We start from the raw sequence: 19,066 nt of genomic DNA on the forward strand, positions 1-19,066 counted from the left end.
ATAACCTGAAGGGTGAGACGCGCTCGAGCAAAGATCAAGCGGAGAGTCCACTCGATTGTGCCAAACAACGAACAGCGCAGAACCCGCACAAATACAAAGCTGCAGTCAATCGAGGTTAAGGAAGTCAACAGGTGATCCCAGGCGGCGCACTTCGGGCTGTATAAATTTTCGCTTCCTAATGTTTGATTTTACACAGCTTCTGGTGGCAAATAGAGCCAAGCAGTAATTTTGAGAATATTTTACATGCCAAAAAGACCACTGATCCAGAAGGGCGTAGCAGAGCTTGAAAAGCTGTTCGATCAACAGCGCGATGATCCAAAGTTTTTGGACGACCTGCTTGAAGAACTTTCCGAGCGAAAAACCCGGCGTGCGCAGGAGCTACGGCAACGAGCGATGCAGGCCAGAGGAACAATCGCTCAACGATCTGCCTCGCGCGTTGACACCAACGAACCTGCCATGGAAAGCCCGATTGTTGCTGCCGCAACACCAGTAGGCCGCCCGGCTTCTCCTCTTCCCAGACCAGCGTCAGCCTCGGCGGTACCAATCCGTCCCACCCTAGAACGCCCCTCTGTCGGTAATGATCCCGAAAGCATCCTGTCAGCGTGGACGGCGATGGAGGTCTTGTCTCCACCGTCCTTTCGAAAGCCCGAGGATCTCGCGAGCGGCGCTCGATCTCGTATCGCCCAAATCGATAAGGACGCGCTGCCTTGGGAGAATGGTGGCGAGAAAAGCCTCCCCAATCAAAAGCTTTACTACCAAATCATTCTCGGCAGCATCGACATGGAAGCTGCCGTCTCGGCGTTACTGACGGTTTACACCGACAGTCGGGCGGAGCGCCCACAAGCGCGTGGAGAGGCTGTACTCGCCACGATCATGGTTGATCGAGATGGGCGCGCCGTGGAGAGCGAAGCCGTTTCCATTTCCAGCTTCGGCTGGGGAATACCCGTGGCATTGGGTGGCAGGCTGAGTGATCTCGGACAATGGTCGCAGGCGGAAAAGTCGCTTGTGGAGGGATTGGCGGCAAAAATTGTGATTGCCGACAAGGACGGAAATCCGCTGCCGCTCACCCGCAAGATAATTCAAGACGCTTATGATTGGCTGGTGCAGACCATCGGCCTGCCTGCACAATTCGTCAGGCCACCGGCGTTTGCCGTTCGGTCGTATCAGTATTTCAAGCTGCAAGATCCGCCTGAATCCATTCTGCTCAATTCGTTCTTCCTTGATGATCTTGCAGCGGCACGCGCTCTTGTTGTTTCCGGCGAGGCGCCGCCCAACCTCAAACGCTATCTAGGCGTCCTGAAGCCAGGCGGCCGCCGAAACCTTATGAAGGACAACGAGGCACTTTCAGAAGCGCTCGAGCCCCGGAAATTTCCATTGGGATCATGGCCGGGCGACGGTCGGCATCCGCTTGCGCTCCTTCAGCAATGCGCGGTCAATCTTGCCCTTCACGACTTGAAGACGGACGGCATTCTTGCTGTAAACGGCCCGCCCGGCACGGGGAAAACAACCCTTCTTCGCGACGTTATCGCCGCGCTTGTCACCCAGCGAGCGGAAATTCTGTGCTCTTATGACGAGCCGGAAAGCGCCTTTATCCATTCCGGTCAGAGACTGAAAAAAGGAAATTCCTTCGTTCACCTCTACCGGCTGGACCACAAGATCAAGGGGTACGAGATGATCGTTGCCTCCTCGAATAACAAGGCCGTCGAGAATGTCAGCGCCGAGCTGCCCGCCATGCAAGCGATAGCAGGTGACGCCGGCGGCCTCCGATATTTCAAGACCGTATCCGATGCGCTGTTGGAACGCGACACGTGGGGCGCGGTCGCCGCAGTGCTCGGCAATGGCAAGAACAGAAGCGATTTTCGGCAAACCTTCTGGTGGGACGATGATGTCGGGCTCCAGAGGTATTTGCAGCAGGCCAGCGGTAATCCTCAACTGATCACTGAGAAAACAGACACAGGAACGAAGCAAAGACCGCCGCATGTCATCGTCAAGGAAAATGCACCGGAGGATCATGACCAGGCCCTGCGGCGCTGGAAAAAAGCTCGTCAGCATTTTCGCAAAGTAGCGGCATCTTCGAAATCGGCATTGGCGGAATTGCAGAAGGCTCATGATCTTTTACGATCGATCCGGCAAAAGCAGGAGACGGTTGACGGTCTCGCCGTCGAAATAGAGGCAATGCACCCGGTTTTGGAGCAACTGGTGGAGAACGCCGGAAAAGCGGTATCTGCTTTTGATGTCCAGAAGCGGAATGTGGAAGCATTGGATCAGGATCGAGCCGCTTTATGGAGCATACGGCCCGGTTTTCTCAGCCGGCTGTTCGGCACGCAGGCTTATCGTTCATGGCACGAGGCATACGATAGCCTCTCGAAAAGCCTGACCTCAGAGAAAATAGAGCTTTCGCGTCTGTCGGCAGATGCTGAGACGAAAAGGTCGGAATTTGCGCGAGCGAACGGCGAGCTGCAAAAAATGCAGGCTTCGGTCATCGAACTGACCGAGACGCTCAGGCGCGAACGAATTGCATGTGAAGACATTGCCGGCCGATATCCCGGCACGTTCATTTCGGAAGAATTTTTCGACCAGCGTCATCAGGATAAACAGAAGAGTGCGCCCTGGCTGGATACGGCTACCGCACGTTTGCGCAACGATGTTTTCGAAGCAGCGATGGCATTGCATAAGGCGTTTGTTGACGGCGCCGCAAAGCCGATCCGACATAACCTCAACGTTCTGATGGATGGCTTTGGCACACGTTCGCTGGGAAGTCCGGAAAAGGACGCGCTGATCCCGGATCTCTGGTCGACCTTGTTCCTGCTGGTGCCGGTGGTTTCCACCACCTTTGCCTCGGTCTCCCGCATGCTCGGTAAAATCGGACCGGAATCTTTCGGCTGGCTGCTTGTGGACGAAGCAGGCCAGGCATTGCCACAGGCGGCCGTGGGCGCATTGATGCGGACTCAGCGGGCAATGGTCGTCGGCGATCCGATACAGATCGAGCCGGTCGTCGTTCTGCCTGACCAGTTGACGGAAGCGATGTGCCAGCAGTTCGGGATCGATCCGCTGATTTACAACGCGCCCGGGGCTTCGGCGCAAACACTAGCCGACAGCGCCACGGAATACTACGGAACCTTCGAGACAAAGTTCGGAACCCGTGAAGTTGGCGTTCCTCTTCTGGTTCATCGACGCTGCGCCGAACCGATGTTCAGCATTTCCAATTCCATTGCCTACGAAAACCTGATGGTACAGGCGAAAGCGGCCAAGCCCTCCGCAATCCGGGATGTTCTCGGCCCTTCCCGATGGATCGATATCGAGGGACGAGGGCAGGAAAAATGGTGCCCACAGGAGGGTGAGGCACTGCTCGCTCAACTAGGTCATCTGCGAGATCGAGAATGCGCTCCCGATTTCTATGTCGTGACCCCGTTCGTCGTGGTGCAGGATCGTATGCGAGAAGTGTTGCGTACCAGCGGCTTGCTCGAGGGGTGGGTCGAAAATCCCCATCAATGGGTCAAGGAGCGCATCGGAACGGTCCATACCGTTCAGGGCCGCGAGGCGGAGGCCGTCTTTTTCATTCTGGGCGCTCCGGACGCCCAGCAGCGAGGTGCGCGCGGCTGGGCTGGCGGTCGCCCCAATTTGCTGAACGTCGCGGCGACGAGGGCTAAGGAAGCTCTTTACGTCGTGGGTAACCGAAGCCTCTGGAAAACAGCAGGCGTTTTCCAGTCGCTAGACAATCTCCTCGGATGACCATGATCGCATTTGAAAAAAACAATCCTTGATTGCGGTGCTCATAAAATACCTGTCGGAAGGGATTTATGGCTTATGGAGGAGGGCATAACTCGCGGTGTCCCACTTCGTCGGACCCAAGCTTTTTCAGGCATCAGCCTCGCTCAGCGGTGATGATCCATGCGCGGGAGTCGAAGAGCACGCCTTCGGAGGTCATATGCGCTTCCAGTAAATCACGCAGTCGCTGCAGTGGTTGGTCGGGCGCCTCATCGGTGTGCACGAGCGCGTCCTTGACCATGTAGAGGCCGGCAAGGGCATCAAGGGCGGCATCGACATTGGCCCCATAAAACACTGGTTCGCGCACCTCTATAAAGTCGATCGAGATGAAGCCGGCGGCGCTTAGCAGTTCTTTGGCTATGGTGCGATCGCCAAGTGAAAACGGCTTGCCGGCATTTTCTGGAATTGCGCTTCCCGCAGCCAGCGCATTCCGGATTGCGCCAGACCATTCGTTGCGCTCCTGGCTTTGCCATACCATCCAGGCGATGCGTCCGCTCGGGCGTATTGCATGGGCGATATTGGCGAATGCTACCTGCGGATCGGCAAAGAACATGACGCCGAACCGGCTGATGCATAGGTCGAAGCCGGCGGCTGGAAATTCGTGGACTTGTGCGTCACCCAGCTCGAAGCCGACGTTGCGCAATCCCGCTTCAGCGCTACGTTGGCGCGCAATCTCAAGCATCTCGGCGGACGTATCCACGCCGACCGCGCTGCCTTGTGTTGCAGCAAGAGCTGCTTCCCGAGTGGTTTGTCCAGCGCCGCAGCCGATATCGAGTATCCGGTCATGCGTCCGGACGCGGGCGACGGCTCGCAAATGCCGGTTATGCCGTGATAGTTCAGCGTCGTAAAAATCAGCACATTGCAGCACTACAAGCCTCCCTCATTTCGTCTCAATCGCCATCGGGATCACTTCTCGCAAGACCTGCGAGCAGTTCTAACGCATTGTTCTTACACAATTCCGGATGGAAACCGCTGGGCATTTTTCTGAAACTGCTCTGATGGACGTCGATACCCCGTGTTGTAGCTTCCTCATAAACTGATTGCATAACAGGATCAGTTATGCAACATGGATTCCAGTTGCAATTTGCAATCGGATGGATTTTTCATGGAACAAATGGGATCATTCGCCGCCACCGAGACGTCAATCGAGGTCAAGGGCGCGAAACTTCAGACGGAGGCTTTCGGTGATCCCTCCAGCCCGCCCATCATACTGATCATGGGAATGATGGCTTCGATGCTGTGGTGGCCGGACAGGTTCTGCGAGGCTCTTGCCGCCCGCCAGCGCTATGTGATCCGATACGACCAGCGCGATACCGGCCTCTCGACACACTATCCGAGGGGCGAACCGCGTTATTCGTTCGACGACCTGGCCGACGATGCCATCGCCATTCTCGACGGCTACGGATTGGAAACGGCGCACGTGGCGGGCATATCAATGGGCGGCGCGGTTGCACAAGAAGTCGCATTGCGCTATCCCCCGCGTGTACGGACACTCACGCTGATCAGCACATCACCGCTCGGAGTCGGGGGCTTGCCCTCCTCGACAGAGGCCTATCAAGAGCATTCCAGGTCTGCCGAAGCAGTCGACTGGTCGAACCTCGAGGCTATTGCCGATTTTCTGCGTCGCGATACGGCGATGCTGGCCGGCACTCGGCATCCGCACGATCCTGATGCTGCAAGGGCCCTGATCGCCCGCGACATGGCGCGGGCGCCGTCATTTGCCAGTGCTACGAACCACTTCACGCTGGTGAGCGAGGACAGGCCAGCGAGGCTTCACGCTTCCGATATCAAGCTGCCGGTCCTTGCGATCCATGGCACGGCCGATCCGCTGTTTCCCATAGGGCACGGCGAGGCCTTCACTGGGGTCGTGCAAGGTGCGCGGCTGCACCGAGTCGAAGGCGGAGGGCACGAAATCCACGAGCTCGACATTGACGAGATCGTGCAGGCCATCATCGATCACACGGCCTGACAGACGTCCGCCCGACAGACAACCGGAAAGCCAGGCATGACCTCGCTTTCCGGTTCGTTAGAGCAATTCCAGGAAAAGTGGGTAGCGGTTTTCCGTCCGGAATTGCGAGATAACAAAGAGATAGAGCGGTTCAGAGATTCCGTGAAAAACTGAATCGCTTCAGAAATCAGCTTCTCGGCTTCAGGTTCTCTGCGTCGTAGAGCGGCTTGTAGCCGACGCCGGCGACTTCGACCGGGTAGGTCTCGCCGAAATATTCGACCTTCAGCTTGCGGCCTTCCTGGGCATAGGACCATGGGAGATAGGCGAGTGCGATATTCTTGCCGATGGTCGGGCCGTAGGCGATCGAGGTGGTGAAGGAGCGGCGGCCGAGGTCGTCGACCAGGGTTTCGCCGGTTTCGGGATCCATGACTGGGAGAATGCCGACGGGGTAACGGGCGACGCCGTTGGAGTCGATATTATCGGTCATGACGAGCGTGCAGAGCATGGCCGGCTGGTGTTCGCGGGCGCGATATTCGAGGTGCTTCGCCTTGCCGCAGAAATCGGCGTCTTTGACCTTCGGGCGGGCGAGATCGGCTTCCAGCAGATTATATTCCGTCAGCAGGTCGGCATTCTGCAGGCGTAGGCTCTTTTCCATGCGGCGGCTGTTGGCATAGGTCTCGACGCCGACGGCGATGGCGCCGGTGGAGCGCAGCGCATCCCAGACGGCTAGTGCATCGCCATAGGCCATGTGCAGTTCCCAGCCCTGTTCGCCGACATAGGAGATGCGGAATGCCGCGACGTTCCTGCCGGCAATGCGGATCTGCTTGATCGCGGCGAAGGGAAAGTTTTCGTGCGAAAGGTTTTCCGGGCTTTCGACGACCTTCTGCAGGTTGGTGCGGGCATTCGGTCCCCAGATGCCGATCGTCACATAGCGTTCGGTGACATCGGTGATGGTGACGTCAAAGCCCTTGTCCTCAGCAACGCGGCGCATGTAGTGGAAATCGCGCGGGCCGGCATCGGCGCCGTCGATCAGGCGGCAGCGGTCGGCCATACGGATAACGGTGAAATCGGCCCGTACCATGCCTTCGTCGTCGAGGAAGTGGGTGTAGATGCCCTTGCCGATATTGGCATCGCCGCCGATCTTGGCGGCGCAGAGCCACTCCAGCAGCTCGACATGGTCAGGACCTTCGATATCGTACATGGCGAAGTGCGAGAGGTTGATGATGCCGCAGTCTTCGCTCAGTGCCAGGTGCTCGGCATTGGAGACGCGCCAGAAATGGCGGTTGTCCCATTCGTTTTCACGCACGGGGATGCGGTCACCGTATTTTTCCAGCAAGTGCTCGTTGGCGGCATAGCCATGCGCACGCTCCCAGCCGCCAAGCTCCATGAAATAGCCGCCAAGCTCTTTTTCCCGCTCATAGAAGGGCGAGCGGCGGATGTTGCGGCCGGTGGCATAGGGTTCGCGCGGGTGGACGGCGGGGTTATAGATCTTCTGGGCGGCCTCGGTGCAGCGGCCTTCGATGAATTTCTCTTCCAGCATATGTGGGTAGAAGCGGGAATAATCGATCCTGTTGTGGTCGATCGGCGTGCGGCCGTCGGTCATCCAGTCGGCAACGAGCTTGCCGAAACCGGGGCCGTCCTTCACCCAGATGGCGACGCAATACCAGAGACCGCGGACCTTCTGGCTTTCGCCGACGGATGGGCCGCCATCGGTCGTGACCTGCAGCAGACCGTTGAAGGAATGGCCTTCATTGTAGCCGAGTTCGCCGAGGATCGGCGTCAGTTCCATGGCGCGCTCGAGCGGCTCGATGATCTGCTCCATGTCGAGATCGCGCTGCGAGGGCGACAGACGTGCCTCGTGCTTTTCAAGGAGATCGCGGGGATGGCAGAGGCGCGGGTTCTTTTCCTCGTAGTAACCCCATTCGATCTGGCCGCCCTCGGCAGTCTTCGGGTCGCCTGTGTCGCGCATATAGGCTGAGTTGCCCTGGTCGCGCATCAGCGGGAAGCCGATTTCCTTGCCGGTATTGGCGAATTCATTGTAGGGGCCGAAGAAGGTCAGCGGGTGGTCGACCGGCATGACCGGCAGGTCTTCGCCGACCATTTCGGCGATCAGGCGGCCCCAAAGACCGGCGCAGACGATCACGTATTCGGCTTCGATCGTGCCGCGATGGGTAACGACGCCAGCGATGCGGCCATCCCTAACGATCAGCGACTGGGCCGGCGTGTTGGCGAAGGAAAGGAGCTTGCCGCTCTTTTCGCCCTGGTCGATCAGCTTGCCGGCAACGGTCTGCGAACGGGGAATGACGAGGCCGGCATCCGGGTCCCACATGCCGCCCTGAACCATGCTTTCCTCGATCAGCGGGAATTTCTCCTTGATCTCGGCGGGGTCGACCAGGCTCACGCGCGTGCCGAAGGCCTTGCCCGAGGTCACCTTGCGCTTGATTTCCGCCATGCGGTCGTCGTCGCCGACGCGAGCGACTTCCAGGCCGCCGACGCGGGCATAGTGGCCGAGCTTATCGTAGAAATCGATGGAGTAGAGGGTCGTCCAGCAGGAAAGGAAATCATGGCTGGTCGTGTAGCAGAAATCGGAGGCATGGGCCGTCGAGCCGATATCCGTCGGGATACCGGATTTGTCGATACCGACAATATCGTCCCAGCCGCGCTCGATCAGATGATGAGCGATCGATGCGCCGACGATACCGCCAAGCCCGATGATGACGACCTTCGCCTTTTGAGGAAATACTGCCATTGCGTGCGACCCTGATTGATATTGGAGACGGATTTTATGATGTGTGCGTCGGCGACCAGAGCCTGTCTACGACATAATCAAGATGCTTGCACGACGACCGTCATGCTGTCCCATCCGGAAATGGCTGGGTTTGTCGGCGACATATGCTGATCGGAGATGTCGCAAAGGCGACGGCATCTCCTCAATGCGCTTATTGCGGGACCGACTGCATCATGATCTCGCGTCGCAGGATCGGGCTTTCCTCGCCGAAATAGGTGGTCAGCAGCTTGGCGAAATCATCCGACTGGTAGGTCTCGGTCAGCGTTTGATCCACAAGCAGGCGGAAGGCGGAGTCATCTTGCCGGAGGGCTATGCCATAGGGCTCATGCGTGAAGAGGCGGTTGCCGATGGCGAGCGTGGACGGATTATGGGCATGGGAAGCCAGATCGAAAAGTAGGGCACGATCGGCGAAATAGGCGTCGATCTTATGATCTTCGAGCGCGTTCAGGCCATCCTGATGGGTGGCGAAAGTCGCAATCCTCGTCTTCGGTATGTCGGGGCCTAGCGCTTCCCGCAGTGTCGCGTCCGTGGTCGTGTCGGCGCGCACGCCGATGGCGCTCGTTGCGGGGGCGGGCTTGGCGGAGACTTGTGCCAGCCGCTTGTCGAGGAACAGCGCCATCAGATAATCGGGCGAATCCTTGCGCAGCAGGGCGCTGGCGCCGGTGACGAAGATCGGCTGCGAGAAATCGACGCTTTGGCGCCGGCCTAGGCTAATGGTCAGGGCGCCACAGAGAAGATCGACCTGTCCGCTTTTGACTGCATCGAAGCCATCGGCAAGCGTCGTTTCGACATAGTCGCGCTTGAGATTGGCGACCTTGGTCCCGACAGCATCGGCGATCTTGCCGCAGAGGTCGATGGCATATCCCGTCGGGTTGCCATCCTTCTTCTTGAAGGAGAAGGGTTCTTCGTCGCTGATATAGCCGATGCGGATTGTGCCCTTTTGCGCGATAATGTCGAGCGTCTGCGCGACCACCGCCGTATAGGCAGATATGCCAAGGAGAATGCCTGCCAGAACCAGTCGTCTCATGCAGTTTGCCGGCATGATCCCGATCTCCAAAAGAAAAATGGGCAATCGCAAGGGCTTAGGCGCAGATTATGGGTTGGCAAGTTTTTGTCAACGATGGATTGTCCCAGATGGTTGGCGATCGAGCAGGAGTGGCGGAATCGTTGCTCCCAAGCTGGTGTCCATAAACGTCCCTGCCGTTCATGGTGTCTGCGACGCGTTTTGGTAATATCACGAAGAGTTTCGTTACCCTGCCTCGGTTTGTGGCCTATCTCTACCGCACAATCGCAAATCCACGGAGATACGGAATGCAAGGGAGCAACGGGCCTGGAGGTCGAGGTGGTGTGATGGGCAGAGCGGGTTTTGCGCTATGCACCGGCTTTACCCTTTTTTCCATGGGCTTCGGTCTCGCGCTGACCTCGCCTGCCGCCGGGCAGACGATCATCGACGACTGGCAGAAGGTGAAGCCGCCGGCGGCGCCGGAGCTGAAGCAGGTTACCGTCGATCCGAAGACGACGGCGCTTCTGATCCTCGACTTCAACGGTGCGCAGGACCCGACCAAGGGACCGTGCAACGTGAAGACCAAGCCGCGCTGCCTCGCCTCCGTCCCCAAGGTGAAAACCCTGCTCGATCAGGCGCGCGCCAAGGAGATGCTCGTCGTCTTCAGTCTGGCCGGCGTTGGCGAGGCGCAGGATATCGCAACGGCGCTGGCGCCCCTGGCGAGCGAGCCGATCGTCAAGTCCGGGCCGGACAAGTTTATCGGCACCAATCTGCGCAGCATTCTCTCGGACAAGGGCATCAAGACCATCATCGTTACAGGTACGGCCTCGGAGGGCGCGGTGCTCGATACGGCAACGGACGCAGCACTCAACGGCATGAATATCGTACTGCCGGTCGACGGCATGTCGTCGACAGAGCTTTATGGCGAGCAATATGTGGCCTGGCACATGGTCAATGCGCCGGGCGTCTCGCAGAAGACGACGTTGACCAGCATCGACAGGATCAAGTTCTGATCTCTGGATCGGATGGTGACATCCCGCTCATGATGGCAACGGGATGCCGCCATCAATCGACTATACCAAAGCTTCCTCGAACAGGTTCAGCAGCCGCTTCCAATGCCTTTCGGCGCCGATCTCGTCATAAACGCCATGATCCGGCACCGTCCATCCATGTGCCATGCCTACATAGTTTTCGATGGTGTGATCGACGCCGCCGGTGCGGAGCGCCTCGGCAAGACGCGCCGATTGTTCCGGCGGAAAACTGTTGTCGACGCCGGCGACACCGACATAGACGCGGGCCTTGATCTTGGCGGCGAGCCGGTGCGGACTGTCTTCCGCGTCGCTCGCAAGATTGCCGCCGTGGAAGCTTGCGGCTGCCGCGATGCGGTCGGGATAGGTGGCAGCGGCAGTCAGCGCGCGGCCCCCGCCCATGCAATAGCCCACCACGCCGGCCGTACCTTTGGCGCCGGCGGCTGAGAGAGCGTCGAGGAAGGCGGCACTATCGGCCTTGGTCATTTCCTGCGTCGTGCCGCGCAGCATCGCCATGATCGTTTCGCGGGAGGCGGGATTGCCGAAGGCACTGCCGTCGAAGGGGCCATAGGCGCCGAGGCGATAGAAGAGATCGGGAAGCAGCACGATATAGCCTCCGTTCGCCAGCCGCTGCGCCATGCCATCGAGCGCAGCGCGCGGACCCATGGCATCCATATAGAGGACCACGCCGTGCTCGGCTGATTTACCATTATCGGGGCGGAAGATAGCGGCTTTGGCGGTGCCGTCGGCCGTCTTGATTTCGATATCCTGTTTCATCGTCATTTCCCTTGCGATCTCATTATCGGCTCATGTCCCCGCAGCGCATGCCACTTTGGCAAACGGTATATAGACCCTCAAGAGCATGTTTCTTCGAATGGCCGAGACCATCGATCAACATCTCTTGAGTTTCGGCGCTCGTCGTCTGTGACATAGTATCGCCGGCAACGACGTCTATGCGATGATCCCTTTGGAGGATGCGATTTCATGTCTTTTCGCCAGATGGTTCCCGGCCTGGCGCTGGCCTTTTCGCTGTTATCGGCAACGGCATCCGCCGCTCCGCCCGAGCAAGGTCATGGCGCGCCTGCCAGCGCGAGCGGCGTGCTCTCGCTCCTGCCGCCCGATGCCCTGAGCGACCATGTTCTCAATGCTGACGGCAAGACCATTCCCTATACGGCGACAGCGGGTACGCTCGATCTTTTCGGTCAGGATGGGCAGCGCAGCGCCGCGATCTTCTACACCGCCTATGTCGCCAAGAACCGGGATGCGAACCGGCCCGTGACCTTCGTGTTCAATGGCGGGCCGGGTGCCGCCTCCGCCTTCCTCAACCTCGGGCTCGTCGGCCCGCGTATCGTCGATTTCGGTGCAGACGGGCGCGATGGCGCCAATGCCAGGCTGGTCGACAACCCGCAAAGCTGGCTCGAATTTACCGATCTCGTGCTGATCGATCCGGTCGGCACTGGCTGGAGCCGCACCGCCAAGCCGGACGACCAAAATGATTTCTATAGCGTCGACAGCGATGCCGAAAGCTTGGCCAAGGCGATCGCTCTTTATGTCGCCCACAACAGCCGGGCGGCGTCGCCGAAATATATTCTCGGGGAAAGCTATGGCGGTTTTCGCTCGGTGAAGGTTGCCAACAGCCTGCGCGAGGACCAAGGCATTCTGATTTCCGGCATCGTCATGCTGTCGCCGCTACTGGAGGGCCGGTTTGTCTTCGGCGGGGGTGAGGATGCGCTTGGCGCTGCCTTGCAGCTGCCGTCGCTGGCGGCCGCCCAGCTGGAACGGCAAAATGCCTTTAGCGAGAAAGCAATCCAGGATGCCCAGGCTTTTGCCTTCAACGAATATCTGCCAACTCTTGCCAGACGGCCGCCATCGGGAGATGCTGGCCAAGCCTTCTATGGGCGTGTAGCGAAGCTGACCGGTATTCCCCAAGATGTCGTTGCCAGGAACCAGGGCTTTCTCAGCGGAGTCTATCGCAAACATTCCGATGGCGATGGCTCCGATGTGGCGAGCGCTTATGACGCCTCGTTCCTTGCACCGGACCCCTATCCGCAGTCGGATGCCGAGCATGGCGGCGATCCTGTTCTGGATGGCTTCGTCCGCGCCTATGGCGGTGCCTTTTCAGGCTATGCCCGCGACGAGCTGGGCCTCCATACCGACATGACCTATACGCTTCTGTCGTCATCGGTGAACCGGGAGTGGAAATGGGGCGGGCACAACGGCGGCTCGCGCGGGACCGCCGGTGTTGGCGACGATCTCAAGGAGCTGTTATCGCTCTCGCCATCCTTCCGCGTGATGATCGGGCAGGGTTACAGCGATCTCGTCATTCCCTTCGGCGTCAATCAATATGTGCTCGACCATATGCCCCCCGCCTTTGCGGATCGCGTGGCGATGAAGCTCTATCGCGGCGGCCATATGTTCTACACGCGGCCGGCGTCGCGCGAGCAATTCACGGGCGATGCCAAGGCGTTTTATGCCGGGCAGGTCAAGGCAGCGCCGGCAACGCAATCGAACTGACCGCCGCCTCGGGGCTCTGCCTGGAATACGGCGGCTTGCGAGACGGGCCTTCACCTGTTTCTGGTAACCATGGCCTTGATGGTTTCGAAGAGTTCGTCCTTTGCCTGCTGCGGACTGATGTCGCCCGTCGTGGCGGCATAGGACAGCGCTTCGGCGGCACCCAGCATCGCCCAGAGGCCCGCTGATTTGATGGAGCCTGCATCGGCGAAAGGAGCCAGCAGCGCACGGCATTTCTCGATAAAAGCCGTGTCATATTCGCGTTTGATTTTTTCAAGCTCCGGCGAGCCTGCGAGCGCAGCGATGATGCCGGGTATTTCGCGCCCCTGCAGCAGCACGCAATCGACATAGGAGGCGGCTATCACCTCGGCCCTGCCTGCCAGTGTCGGGCTGCTCGCATCCAGCACCTTGTCCATCACTGCCGTCTGTCTGATATCGTACTCGCGATAAAGCGCGGCCAGTAGGCCGGGACGAGTCGTGAAATGGTCGTAGACGACGGGTTTCGTCACACCGGCACGTTCCGAAAGCCGCCCCAATGTCAGGGCTTCCGTTCCCTCTTCGCCGATGATTTGCCAGGCAACCTGGATGAGCTGCCGATAGCGCTCCTCCCGCGTCAGCCGGCTGCGGGGTTCCGTTTTCTTCATTTGCACGCTTGACATCGCTATATACCAAAAGTAACTTACTAAAAGTATATAAGACTAAGCCGCCTCTCACAATCTGTCTGCAGGAGTTTTTCACATGCACGCGCTTATCGTCGTCGCCAATCCGAATCCCGATTCGTTCAGTCACGGCGTCGCGGCCAAAGTTGCTGAAGGTATCACGGCTTCGGGGGCCACGTTTGAAATCGCCGATCTTACGGCGGAAGGTTTTGATCCGAGGTTCAGCGCTGCCGATATTGCTGCTCATCTCAGAGAAGGTCCGTCGCCTGATGACGTCGTTGCCGAGCAAACACGAATCGATCGTGCCGATGCGCTGGTGCTGGTCTATCCCGTTTATTGGTGGTCCATGCCCGGGCTCCTCAAGGGATGGATCGATCGGGTGTTCACCAATGGCTGGGCCTATGACGACATGCCTGGTGACAGGCCGATCAAGAGATTGCGCCGCCTTCCCATCCACCTGATCGCTATCGGCGGTGCGACCATGCGCACCTATGCGCGCCACGGCTATTTCGGCGCCATGAGGACACAGATCGACCAAGGAATTTTCGGATATTGCGGCGCTCCTGTTGCGACATCCGAGCTGTTGTTGACGGAAGCGCAGGATATGAGTTCCCACCTCGATACCGCCCGCGCCATCGGGCAAAATCTCTTTGCCACTTCACGATCAACAAAGGCGGCGGATGCGGCCTAATCGTGCTGTTGCAGCTGAAAGAGATGCTTGATGCGCGAGCTTAGCGAGGTCACATGAGCGCCATGGCCGAGCATATCGGCATTGGCGAAGAGATGCTGCTCCTCCTCTATGCGCTTCGCCAGGATGGCGCCGAGCTCTTCGGCAAGGGTCGGCCGGTCGTGCAGCAGCGGCGCGAGACATTCCTCGCCAATTTCGTAGGTGACGACGAAGGTCAGGGCGCGAACCGTCCCGACTTCGCCCGATCCCATCAGCAGCCCGTTCTCACCGAAATAGTCCCCCGGCGCGAGGCGCGTCAGCTCGATCTGACGATGCCCTTCGCGGCGGGTGATGCTGACGACCCCCGAGCGGACGATCGTGAGCGCCCGCATGCGGGCATCCTGTTCGGCGATGACGGCATCCTTGCGGTAGGTCCGGCGCTGCATATGTGACGCCAAATGTTCCTTTTCATCCTCGGTCAGCGAAGAGAACAGAGGGATATTGCTGACCAATCGCCACGGCGTTCCCGGAGCATGTTGCTTCTCGTCGGGCGTCTCGGCCTTTTTCTCCATCGGAAGTATGATCGTGCCGGGCTGATCGGCGAATTTCAGGCCTGCCGCCTTGGTATGGCGGAAGAGCAGATCGTAGATCTCGTTCTTTGCGGCTTGTGTCAGCGACATGTCGCGCACGCGAAAGGACAGCTGCAGTTCGATTGCCTGCCCATCGATGGAATTGATGGCGACGCTGGGTTCTGGGTTCTTTTGGATCGAGTTGCAGCTGATCAAGACGTTTTGCATCACATCCGCAATGATGCGCGGTAGGGTGGTCGGCTGGATGCGTACCGTGACGGTTGCGCCGTGGCTCTCGTCGGGCGAGGAAAGATTGGTCAGCCGCGTCTTGGCAAGGATACTGTTCGGAATGACGATTAGATCATTGGTGCCGCTCAGCAATTGCGTGGCGCGCCAATTGGTTTCGACGACGCGGCCCTGGACATCATTTTCGAGGACGATCCAGTCGCCGACGGAGTAGGGACGGCCGAGATTGAGGGCGATGCCGGAGAAGACGTCGCTGAGGGTGCTCTGCAAGGCGAGACCGAGAATGATGGCGAAGACGCCCGATGTTGCGATCAGTGTACCGATCGGGACGCTGAAGACATTACCGACGATGGAGAGAATGGCGCCGAGATAGATGACGCCGACGATCAAATCCTGCAGCAGCCGGCCTTCGCGGGGCTTGCGCTCGAAAATCAGGAACAGCCGCACGCAGGCGATCAGCACCCAGGCGCCGTTGACCCACCAGACGATCTTGGCAAAGCCCGTGAAGGTGCGCAGCGTCACCGAGTCCTGCGGTGGGCTCGGCTCATAGGGGACGATGCCGTGATAGAACAAAAGTGCCGTCAGGCAGACGAAGAAAGCGATCTGGCCGATCAGACGGCCGGCCCGCTGATGACGCAGCATGACGCGGCTGACGAATGTGCCGACGACAACCAGAATGAAGAACTGGACGATCGGATTGCCAAGAAGCGCAATGGACATGGGGACTTGGTCGCACTCGGTCTTTCGGATGGGCGCTAAATTGGCATGAAAGAGGCCGCAGCGCCATATGCAGATAAAGTATGATTAATTGACGCCGACGCCTTGATCTCAGGACTTGTACCTTGATAATTAGATGACGATTATCATCTTATATCTGTCATCGCATCCTGCTATCTGCTCTCGTAGCGCAATTCCCTGGCGCTCCGACATCCTTAAGGAATACCCATGACACAGTCTTTCGAGATTCGCGGCGATCTGTTGATCGGCTCAGATTCTACCGGCGGCAACAGAACCGTGCGTGCGATCAACCCGGCAACCGGCGCAAATCTGGAGCCGGCCTTTGCAATCGCCAGCGAGAGTGATGTCGCCAAGGCCTGCGAGTTGGCGGCCCAGGCGTTCGATGTCTACCGCGCCACCAGCCCCGAGCAGCGCGCGGCATTTCTCGAAAAGATTGCCGACAACATCGTTGGCATCGGCGATGCGCTGATCGAGCGGGCAACGGAGGAGACTGGCCTGCCGGTGGCGCGCCTGCAGGGCGAGCGCGCCCGCACTGTCGGCCAGCTGCGGCTCTTCGCGCAGGTGGTCCGCGGCGGAGAATGGCTCGATCTGCGCGTCGATCCGGCATTGCCGGAGCGCAAGCCGCTGCCGCGGCCGGACCTGCGTCTGCGCCAGATCCCGCTCGGCCCGGTCGCCGTCTTCGGCGCCAGCAACTTCCCGCTCGCCTTCTCGGTTGCAGGCGGTGATACGGCGTCGGCACTTGCCGCCGGTTGCCCGGTCGTCGTCAAGGGCCATCTTGCCCATCCCGGCACGGGCGAGCTTGTCGGCCGCGCCATCCGCGCCGCCGTGGCCGCATCCGGCCTGCCAGAAGGCACGTTCTCGTTGCTGACTGGTGCCAACGAGACTGGTGCTGCGCTGGTGCGCGATCCCCGCATCAAGGCTGTCGGCTTCACCGGTTCGCGCGGTGGCGGCCTGGCTCTTGGCGCCATTGCCGCGGCCCGTCCCGAGCCGATCCCGGTCTATGCCGAGATGAGCAGCGTCAACCCCGTTTTCCTGTTCCCGGCCGCTCTTGCAGCACGCGCCGAGGCGATTGGCACGGGCTTTATCGATTCCCTGACGCTCGGTGCCGGCCAGTTCTGCACCAATCCGGGCCTGCTTTTCGCGATCGAAAGCCCCGATTTCGACCGCTTCGTCCAGGCAGCCGGCGACGCCCTGAGCGGCCGTGCGCCGGCGCCGATGCTGACGCCGGGCATTCACGCCGCCTTCGACAAGGGCGTTGCCGCATTGGCGGAACATGAGGCGGTCAAGACCGTCGCTCATGGCGCTCCGGCCGAAGGCGTCAACCGCAGCCCCGGCATCTTCTTTGAGACAGAAGCGGAGGAGTTTTTGGCCGACGAGCGTTTGGGCCATGAGGTCTTCGGCGCGGCAAGCCTTCTCGTGCGCTGCAAGGACATCGAGCAGATGATCGCCGTTGCTGAGAAGCTCGAGGGCCAGCTGACCGCGACGCTGCAGATCGAAGCGGATGACTATGCCACCGCCGCCAAGCTGGTGCCGGTGCTGGAACGCAAGGCCGGGCGCATCCTCGCCAATGGCTGGCCGACCGGCGTTGAGGTTTCCCATGCCATGGTGCATGGCGGGCCTTTCCCGGCGACCTCGGATAGCCGCACCACCTCGGTCGGCACACTCGCCATCCGCCGCTTCCTGCGTCCGGTTTCCTATCAGGATCTCCCGGAAGGACTGCTGCCGGCGGAATTGCGTGACGATGGGGTGAAGTCACTGCCGCATCTGCTGGATGGTGTGCGCAAGGGTAATTGAGCGGCAAAGTGCCCCTCATCCGGCCTGCCGGCCACCTTCTCCCCGTTTTGACGGGGAGAAGGAGATAGACGCACCCACAGCCTTCCTTCCGACTGCCTTCTCAGGGGAGGATGCAGAGGTCGTTCCCTCTCATCCGTCAAAACCAGGGCAATCCTATATGAGGCACATCGGCGCCGCACACTCCTTCTCCCCGCGGGGAGAAGGGAGGAATGCGGCAATTCCACGACTTAAAGTAATTGGAAACCTCAAACCTCCGCGTAAACAATTCCCGTAAACGAGCCGGCATGGTGCAGCAATTCGCGCTCGCCCGAACCATCGAGGCTGGCGGAATAGAGATTGCCGCCGATGTCGGTGAAGAACATTCGGTTGTTGGGCAGGTCGAGTGAGAGGCCGATGCCTTCGTCGAGGCCTTCGAGGACGACTTCGGAGGTTGCGGCGATATCGTTCATCGCTGCGCGGTTGACGGTATTTCCGCGGGGGAGATTGCCACGGTCGGTCCAATAGATCGTGCGGGTGGCGAGATCCAACTCGAGGTCGATCGGTTCCGGCAGCTTATCCAGCAGAATTTCGATATCGCTGCGGTTTGTTGCGGTTTCGCCGGCCGGGATATTGATGCCAGCGCGGAAGATGCGGCCGAGGCCGGCATCCGGCGGCCCCTTCTGGGTCCAGTAGAGCTGGCCGAGCGGCAGGTCGAGGGCGATGCCGACGCACCAGCGTTCGATATCGGCGCTGTCTCCCGGGCTGTCGCCGTTCTGCACCAGAGTTTCGATGTCGCTGCCGTCGATATTGGCGCGCATGACGCGCATGCCTTCGCGGTCGCACCAATAGAGCTTGCCGTTGTCGCGGTCGAGCTGGATCTGCTTCGGCGTGACGAGCGTGCTGCCCGGCGGGATCAGTGTGATGTGGTTTCCGCCGTCGAGGTCCATACGCTCGATGGAGCCGTCATGGGCGTTGTAGTCGTTGCCCATCTCCGTCCAGTAGATCCAGCCGTTCTCGCTGTCGACGAGAATCCCGTCCGGGCTACGGCCCGCCCGCTGGACAATGAGCTTCAAATCGGTGCCGTTGATGGCGGAGGAGAGGATCCGTCCGTCGTTGATATCGAGGAAAAACAGTCTTTCGGTCTTGTCGGCGGAGGTGGCAGGCGTCCGTGCTTCTGACATGAGAGCATCCTTTCGAGGGGCGGATCTGCGGATCATAGCGCGGCAATCATGGCATCGGTTGATGACAGCATCATTTGCCGCTGCGATCGGGACGAGCATCTGCTGCGCTGCAGCAAAGATCAAGGGCCGGAATGTCGCGGTGTGCGGAGAGGGCTGTCAAATAAGTGTCATCGGCCTGATATAAATC

The 19,066-nt window shown here is 59.6% G+C and carries 13 protein-coding genes; 6 read left to right on the plus strand and 7 right to left on the minus strand.

The window, feature by feature from the left end:
- The first annotated feature begins 243 nt into the window (after positions 1-243).
- A complete protein-coding gene (locus AC13RM_RS23285) occupies positions 244-3,732 on the plus strand; it encodes an AAA domain-containing protein (protein WP_374816561.1) in 3,489 nt (1,162 codons plus the stop codon).
- A 133-nt stretch (positions 3,733-3,865) separates the two neighbouring features.
- Here AC13RM_RS23285 and AC13RM_RS23290 read toward each other — a convergent pair whose 3' ends face one another.
- Positions 3,866-4,636: a class I SAM-dependent methyltransferase gene (locus AC13RM_RS23290; RefSeq protein WP_285175913.1), complete on the minus strand. Its 771-nt coding sequence runs from the start codon at positions 4,634-4,636 to the stop codon at positions 3,866-3,868.
- 237 nt (positions 4,637-4,873) lie between these two features.
- Here AC13RM_RS23290 and AC13RM_RS23295 point away from each other — a divergent pair, with 237 nt between their 5' ends.
- Complete coding sequence (locus AC13RM_RS23295; protein ID WP_285175914.1) at positions 4,874-5,737, plus strand: alpha/beta fold hydrolase; 864 nt, start codon at positions 4,874-4,876, stop codon at positions 5,735-5,737.
- A gap of 166 nt (positions 5,738-5,903) precedes the next feature.
- Here AC13RM_RS23295 and AC13RM_RS23300 read toward each other — a convergent pair whose 3' ends face one another.
- Together AC13RM_RS23300 and AC13RM_RS23305 are read right to left on the minus strand one after the other, a co-directional pair.
- Positions 5,904-8,465, minus strand: coding sequence for a GcvT family protein (locus AC13RM_RS23300; protein WP_285175916.1), 2,562 nt, complete (start codon positions 8,463-8,465; stop codon positions 5,904-5,906).
- Positions 8,466-8,655: 190 nt separating this feature from the next.
- Positions 8,656-9,546 carry an amino acid ABC transporter substrate-binding protein gene (locus AC13RM_RS23305; protein WP_374816560.1) on the minus strand — a complete coding sequence of 297 codons (891 nt, stop codon included), beginning with the start codon at positions 9,544-9,546 and terminating at the stop codon, positions 8,656-8,658.
- Positions 9,547-9,854: 308 nt separating this feature from the next.
- Here AC13RM_RS23305 and AC13RM_RS23310 point away from each other — a divergent pair, with 308 nt between their 5' ends.
- A complete protein-coding gene (locus tag AC13RM_RS23310; protein ID WP_488555600.1) occupies positions 9,855-10,520 on the plus strand; it encodes an isochorismatase family protein in 666 nt (221 codons plus the stop codon).
- Positions 10,521-10,580: 60 nt separating this feature from the next.
- Here AC13RM_RS23310 and AC13RM_RS23315 read toward each other — a convergent pair whose 3' ends face one another.
- Positions 10,581-11,312, minus strand: a complete 732-nt coding sequence (locus tag AC13RM_RS23315) for a dienelactone hydrolase family protein (RefSeq protein WP_374816559.1) — start codon at positions 11,310-11,312, stop codon at positions 10,581-10,583.
- A 207-nt stretch (positions 11,313-11,519) separates the two neighbouring features.
- Between AC13RM_RS23315 and AC13RM_RS23320 the strand changes: the two genes are divergently transcribed.
- A complete protein-coding gene (locus AC13RM_RS23320; RefSeq protein WP_374816558.1) occupies positions 11,520-13,049 on the plus strand; it encodes a S10 family peptidase in 1,530 nt (509 codons plus the stop codon).
- A 50-nt stretch (positions 13,050-13,099) separates the two neighbouring features.
- Here AC13RM_RS23320 and AC13RM_RS23325 read toward each other — a convergent pair whose 3' ends face one another.
- Positions 13,100-13,690, minus strand: coding sequence for a TetR/AcrR family transcriptional regulator (locus AC13RM_RS23325; protein WP_374816557.1), 591 nt, complete (start codon positions 13,688-13,690; stop codon positions 13,100-13,102).
- A 94-nt stretch (positions 13,691-13,784) separates the two neighbouring features.
- Here AC13RM_RS23325 and AC13RM_RS23330 point away from each other — a divergent pair, with 94 nt between their 5' ends.
- Positions 13,785-14,396 carry an NAD(P)H-dependent oxidoreductase gene (locus tag AC13RM_RS23330; protein ID WP_113230915.1) on the plus strand — a complete coding sequence of 204 codons (612 nt, stop codon included), beginning with the start codon at positions 13,785-13,787 and terminating at the stop codon, positions 14,394-14,396.
- On the opposite strand, the gene AC13RM_RS23335 is transcribed toward AC13RM_RS23330, so the two are convergent.
- On the minus strand, positions 14,393-15,907 hold the full coding sequence (locus AC13RM_RS23335; protein WP_374816555.1) for a mechanosensitive ion channel family protein: 1,515 nt from the start codon (positions 15,905-15,907) through the stop codon (positions 14,393-14,395). The two genes, AC13RM_RS23330 and AC13RM_RS23335, sit on opposite strands and share 4 nt — an antisense overlap.
- A gap of 225 nt (positions 15,908-16,132) precedes the next feature.
- Here AC13RM_RS23335 and AC13RM_RS23340 point away from each other — a divergent pair, with 225 nt between their 5' ends.
- Entirely contained in the window at positions 16,133-17,719 is a 1,587-nt protein-coding gene (locus AC13RM_RS23340; protein ID WP_374816554.1) for an aldehyde dehydrogenase (NADP(+)), read from the plus strand.
- A gap of 245 nt (positions 17,720-17,964) precedes the next feature.
- Here the strand turns inward: AC13RM_RS23340 and AC13RM_RS23345 are convergent, their stop codons facing one another.
- Positions 17,965-18,879 carry a YncE family protein gene (locus tag AC13RM_RS23345; protein ID WP_374816553.1) on the minus strand — a complete coding sequence of 305 codons (915 nt, stop codon included), beginning with the start codon at positions 18,877-18,879 and terminating at the stop codon, positions 17,965-17,967.
- Positions 18,880-19,066 lie beyond the last annotated feature (187 nt).

The organism is Martinezella sp. CNPSo 3732 (assembly GCF_057784515.1).

What these genes read in the sequence shown, in the direction of transcription:
- AC13RM_RS23310 (WP_488555600.1), top strand. Translation starts at nt 9,855, where the DNA reads ATGGGCAGAGCGGGTTTTGCGCTATGCACCGGCTTTACCCTTTTTTCC.
- AC13RM_RS23300 (WP_285175916.1), bottom strand. Translation starts at nt 8,465, where the DNA reads ATGGCAGTATTTCCTCAAAAGGCGAAGGTCGTCATCATCGGGCTTGGC.
- AC13RM_RS23305 (WP_374816560.1), bottom strand. Translation starts at nt 9,546, where the DNA reads ATGCCGGCAAACTGCATGAGACGACTGGTTCTGGCAGGCATTCTCCTT.
- AC13RM_RS23315 (WP_374816559.1), bottom strand. Translation starts at nt 11,312, where the DNA reads ATGAAACAGGATATCGAAATCAAGACGGCCGACGGCACCGCCAAAGCC.
- AC13RM_RS23295 (WP_285175914.1), top strand. Translation starts at nt 4,874, where the DNA reads ATGGAACAAATGGGATCATTCGCCGCCACCGAGACGTCAATCGAGGTC.
- AC13RM_RS23320 (WP_374816558.1), top strand. Translation starts at nt 11,520, where the DNA reads ATGTCTTTTCGCCAGATGGTTCCCGGCCTGGCGCTGGCCTTTTCGCTG.
- AC13RM_RS23285 (WP_374816561.1), top strand. Translation starts at nt 244, where the DNA reads ATGCCAAAAAGACCACTGATCCAGAAGGGCGTAGCAGAGCTTGAAAAG.
- AC13RM_RS23345 (WP_374816553.1), bottom strand. Translation starts at nt 18,879, where the DNA reads ATGTCAGAAGCACGGACGCCTGCCACCTCCGCCGACAAGACCGAAAGA.
- AC13RM_RS23340 (WP_374816554.1), top strand. Translation starts at nt 16,133, where the DNA reads ATGACACAGTCTTTCGAGATTCGCGGCGATCTGTTGATCGGCTCAGAT.
- AC13RM_RS23325 (WP_374816557.1), bottom strand. Translation starts at nt 13,690, where the DNA reads ATGAAGAAAACGGAACCCCGCAGCCGGCTGACGCGGGAGGAGCGCTAT.
- AC13RM_RS23330 (WP_113230915.1), top strand. Translation starts at nt 13,785, where the DNA reads ATGCACGCGCTTATCGTCGTCGCCAATCCGAATCCCGATTCGTTCAGT.
- AC13RM_RS23335 (WP_374816555.1), bottom strand. Translation starts at nt 15,907, where the DNA reads ATGTCCATTGCGCTTCTTGGCAATCCGATCGTCCAGTTCTTCATTCTG.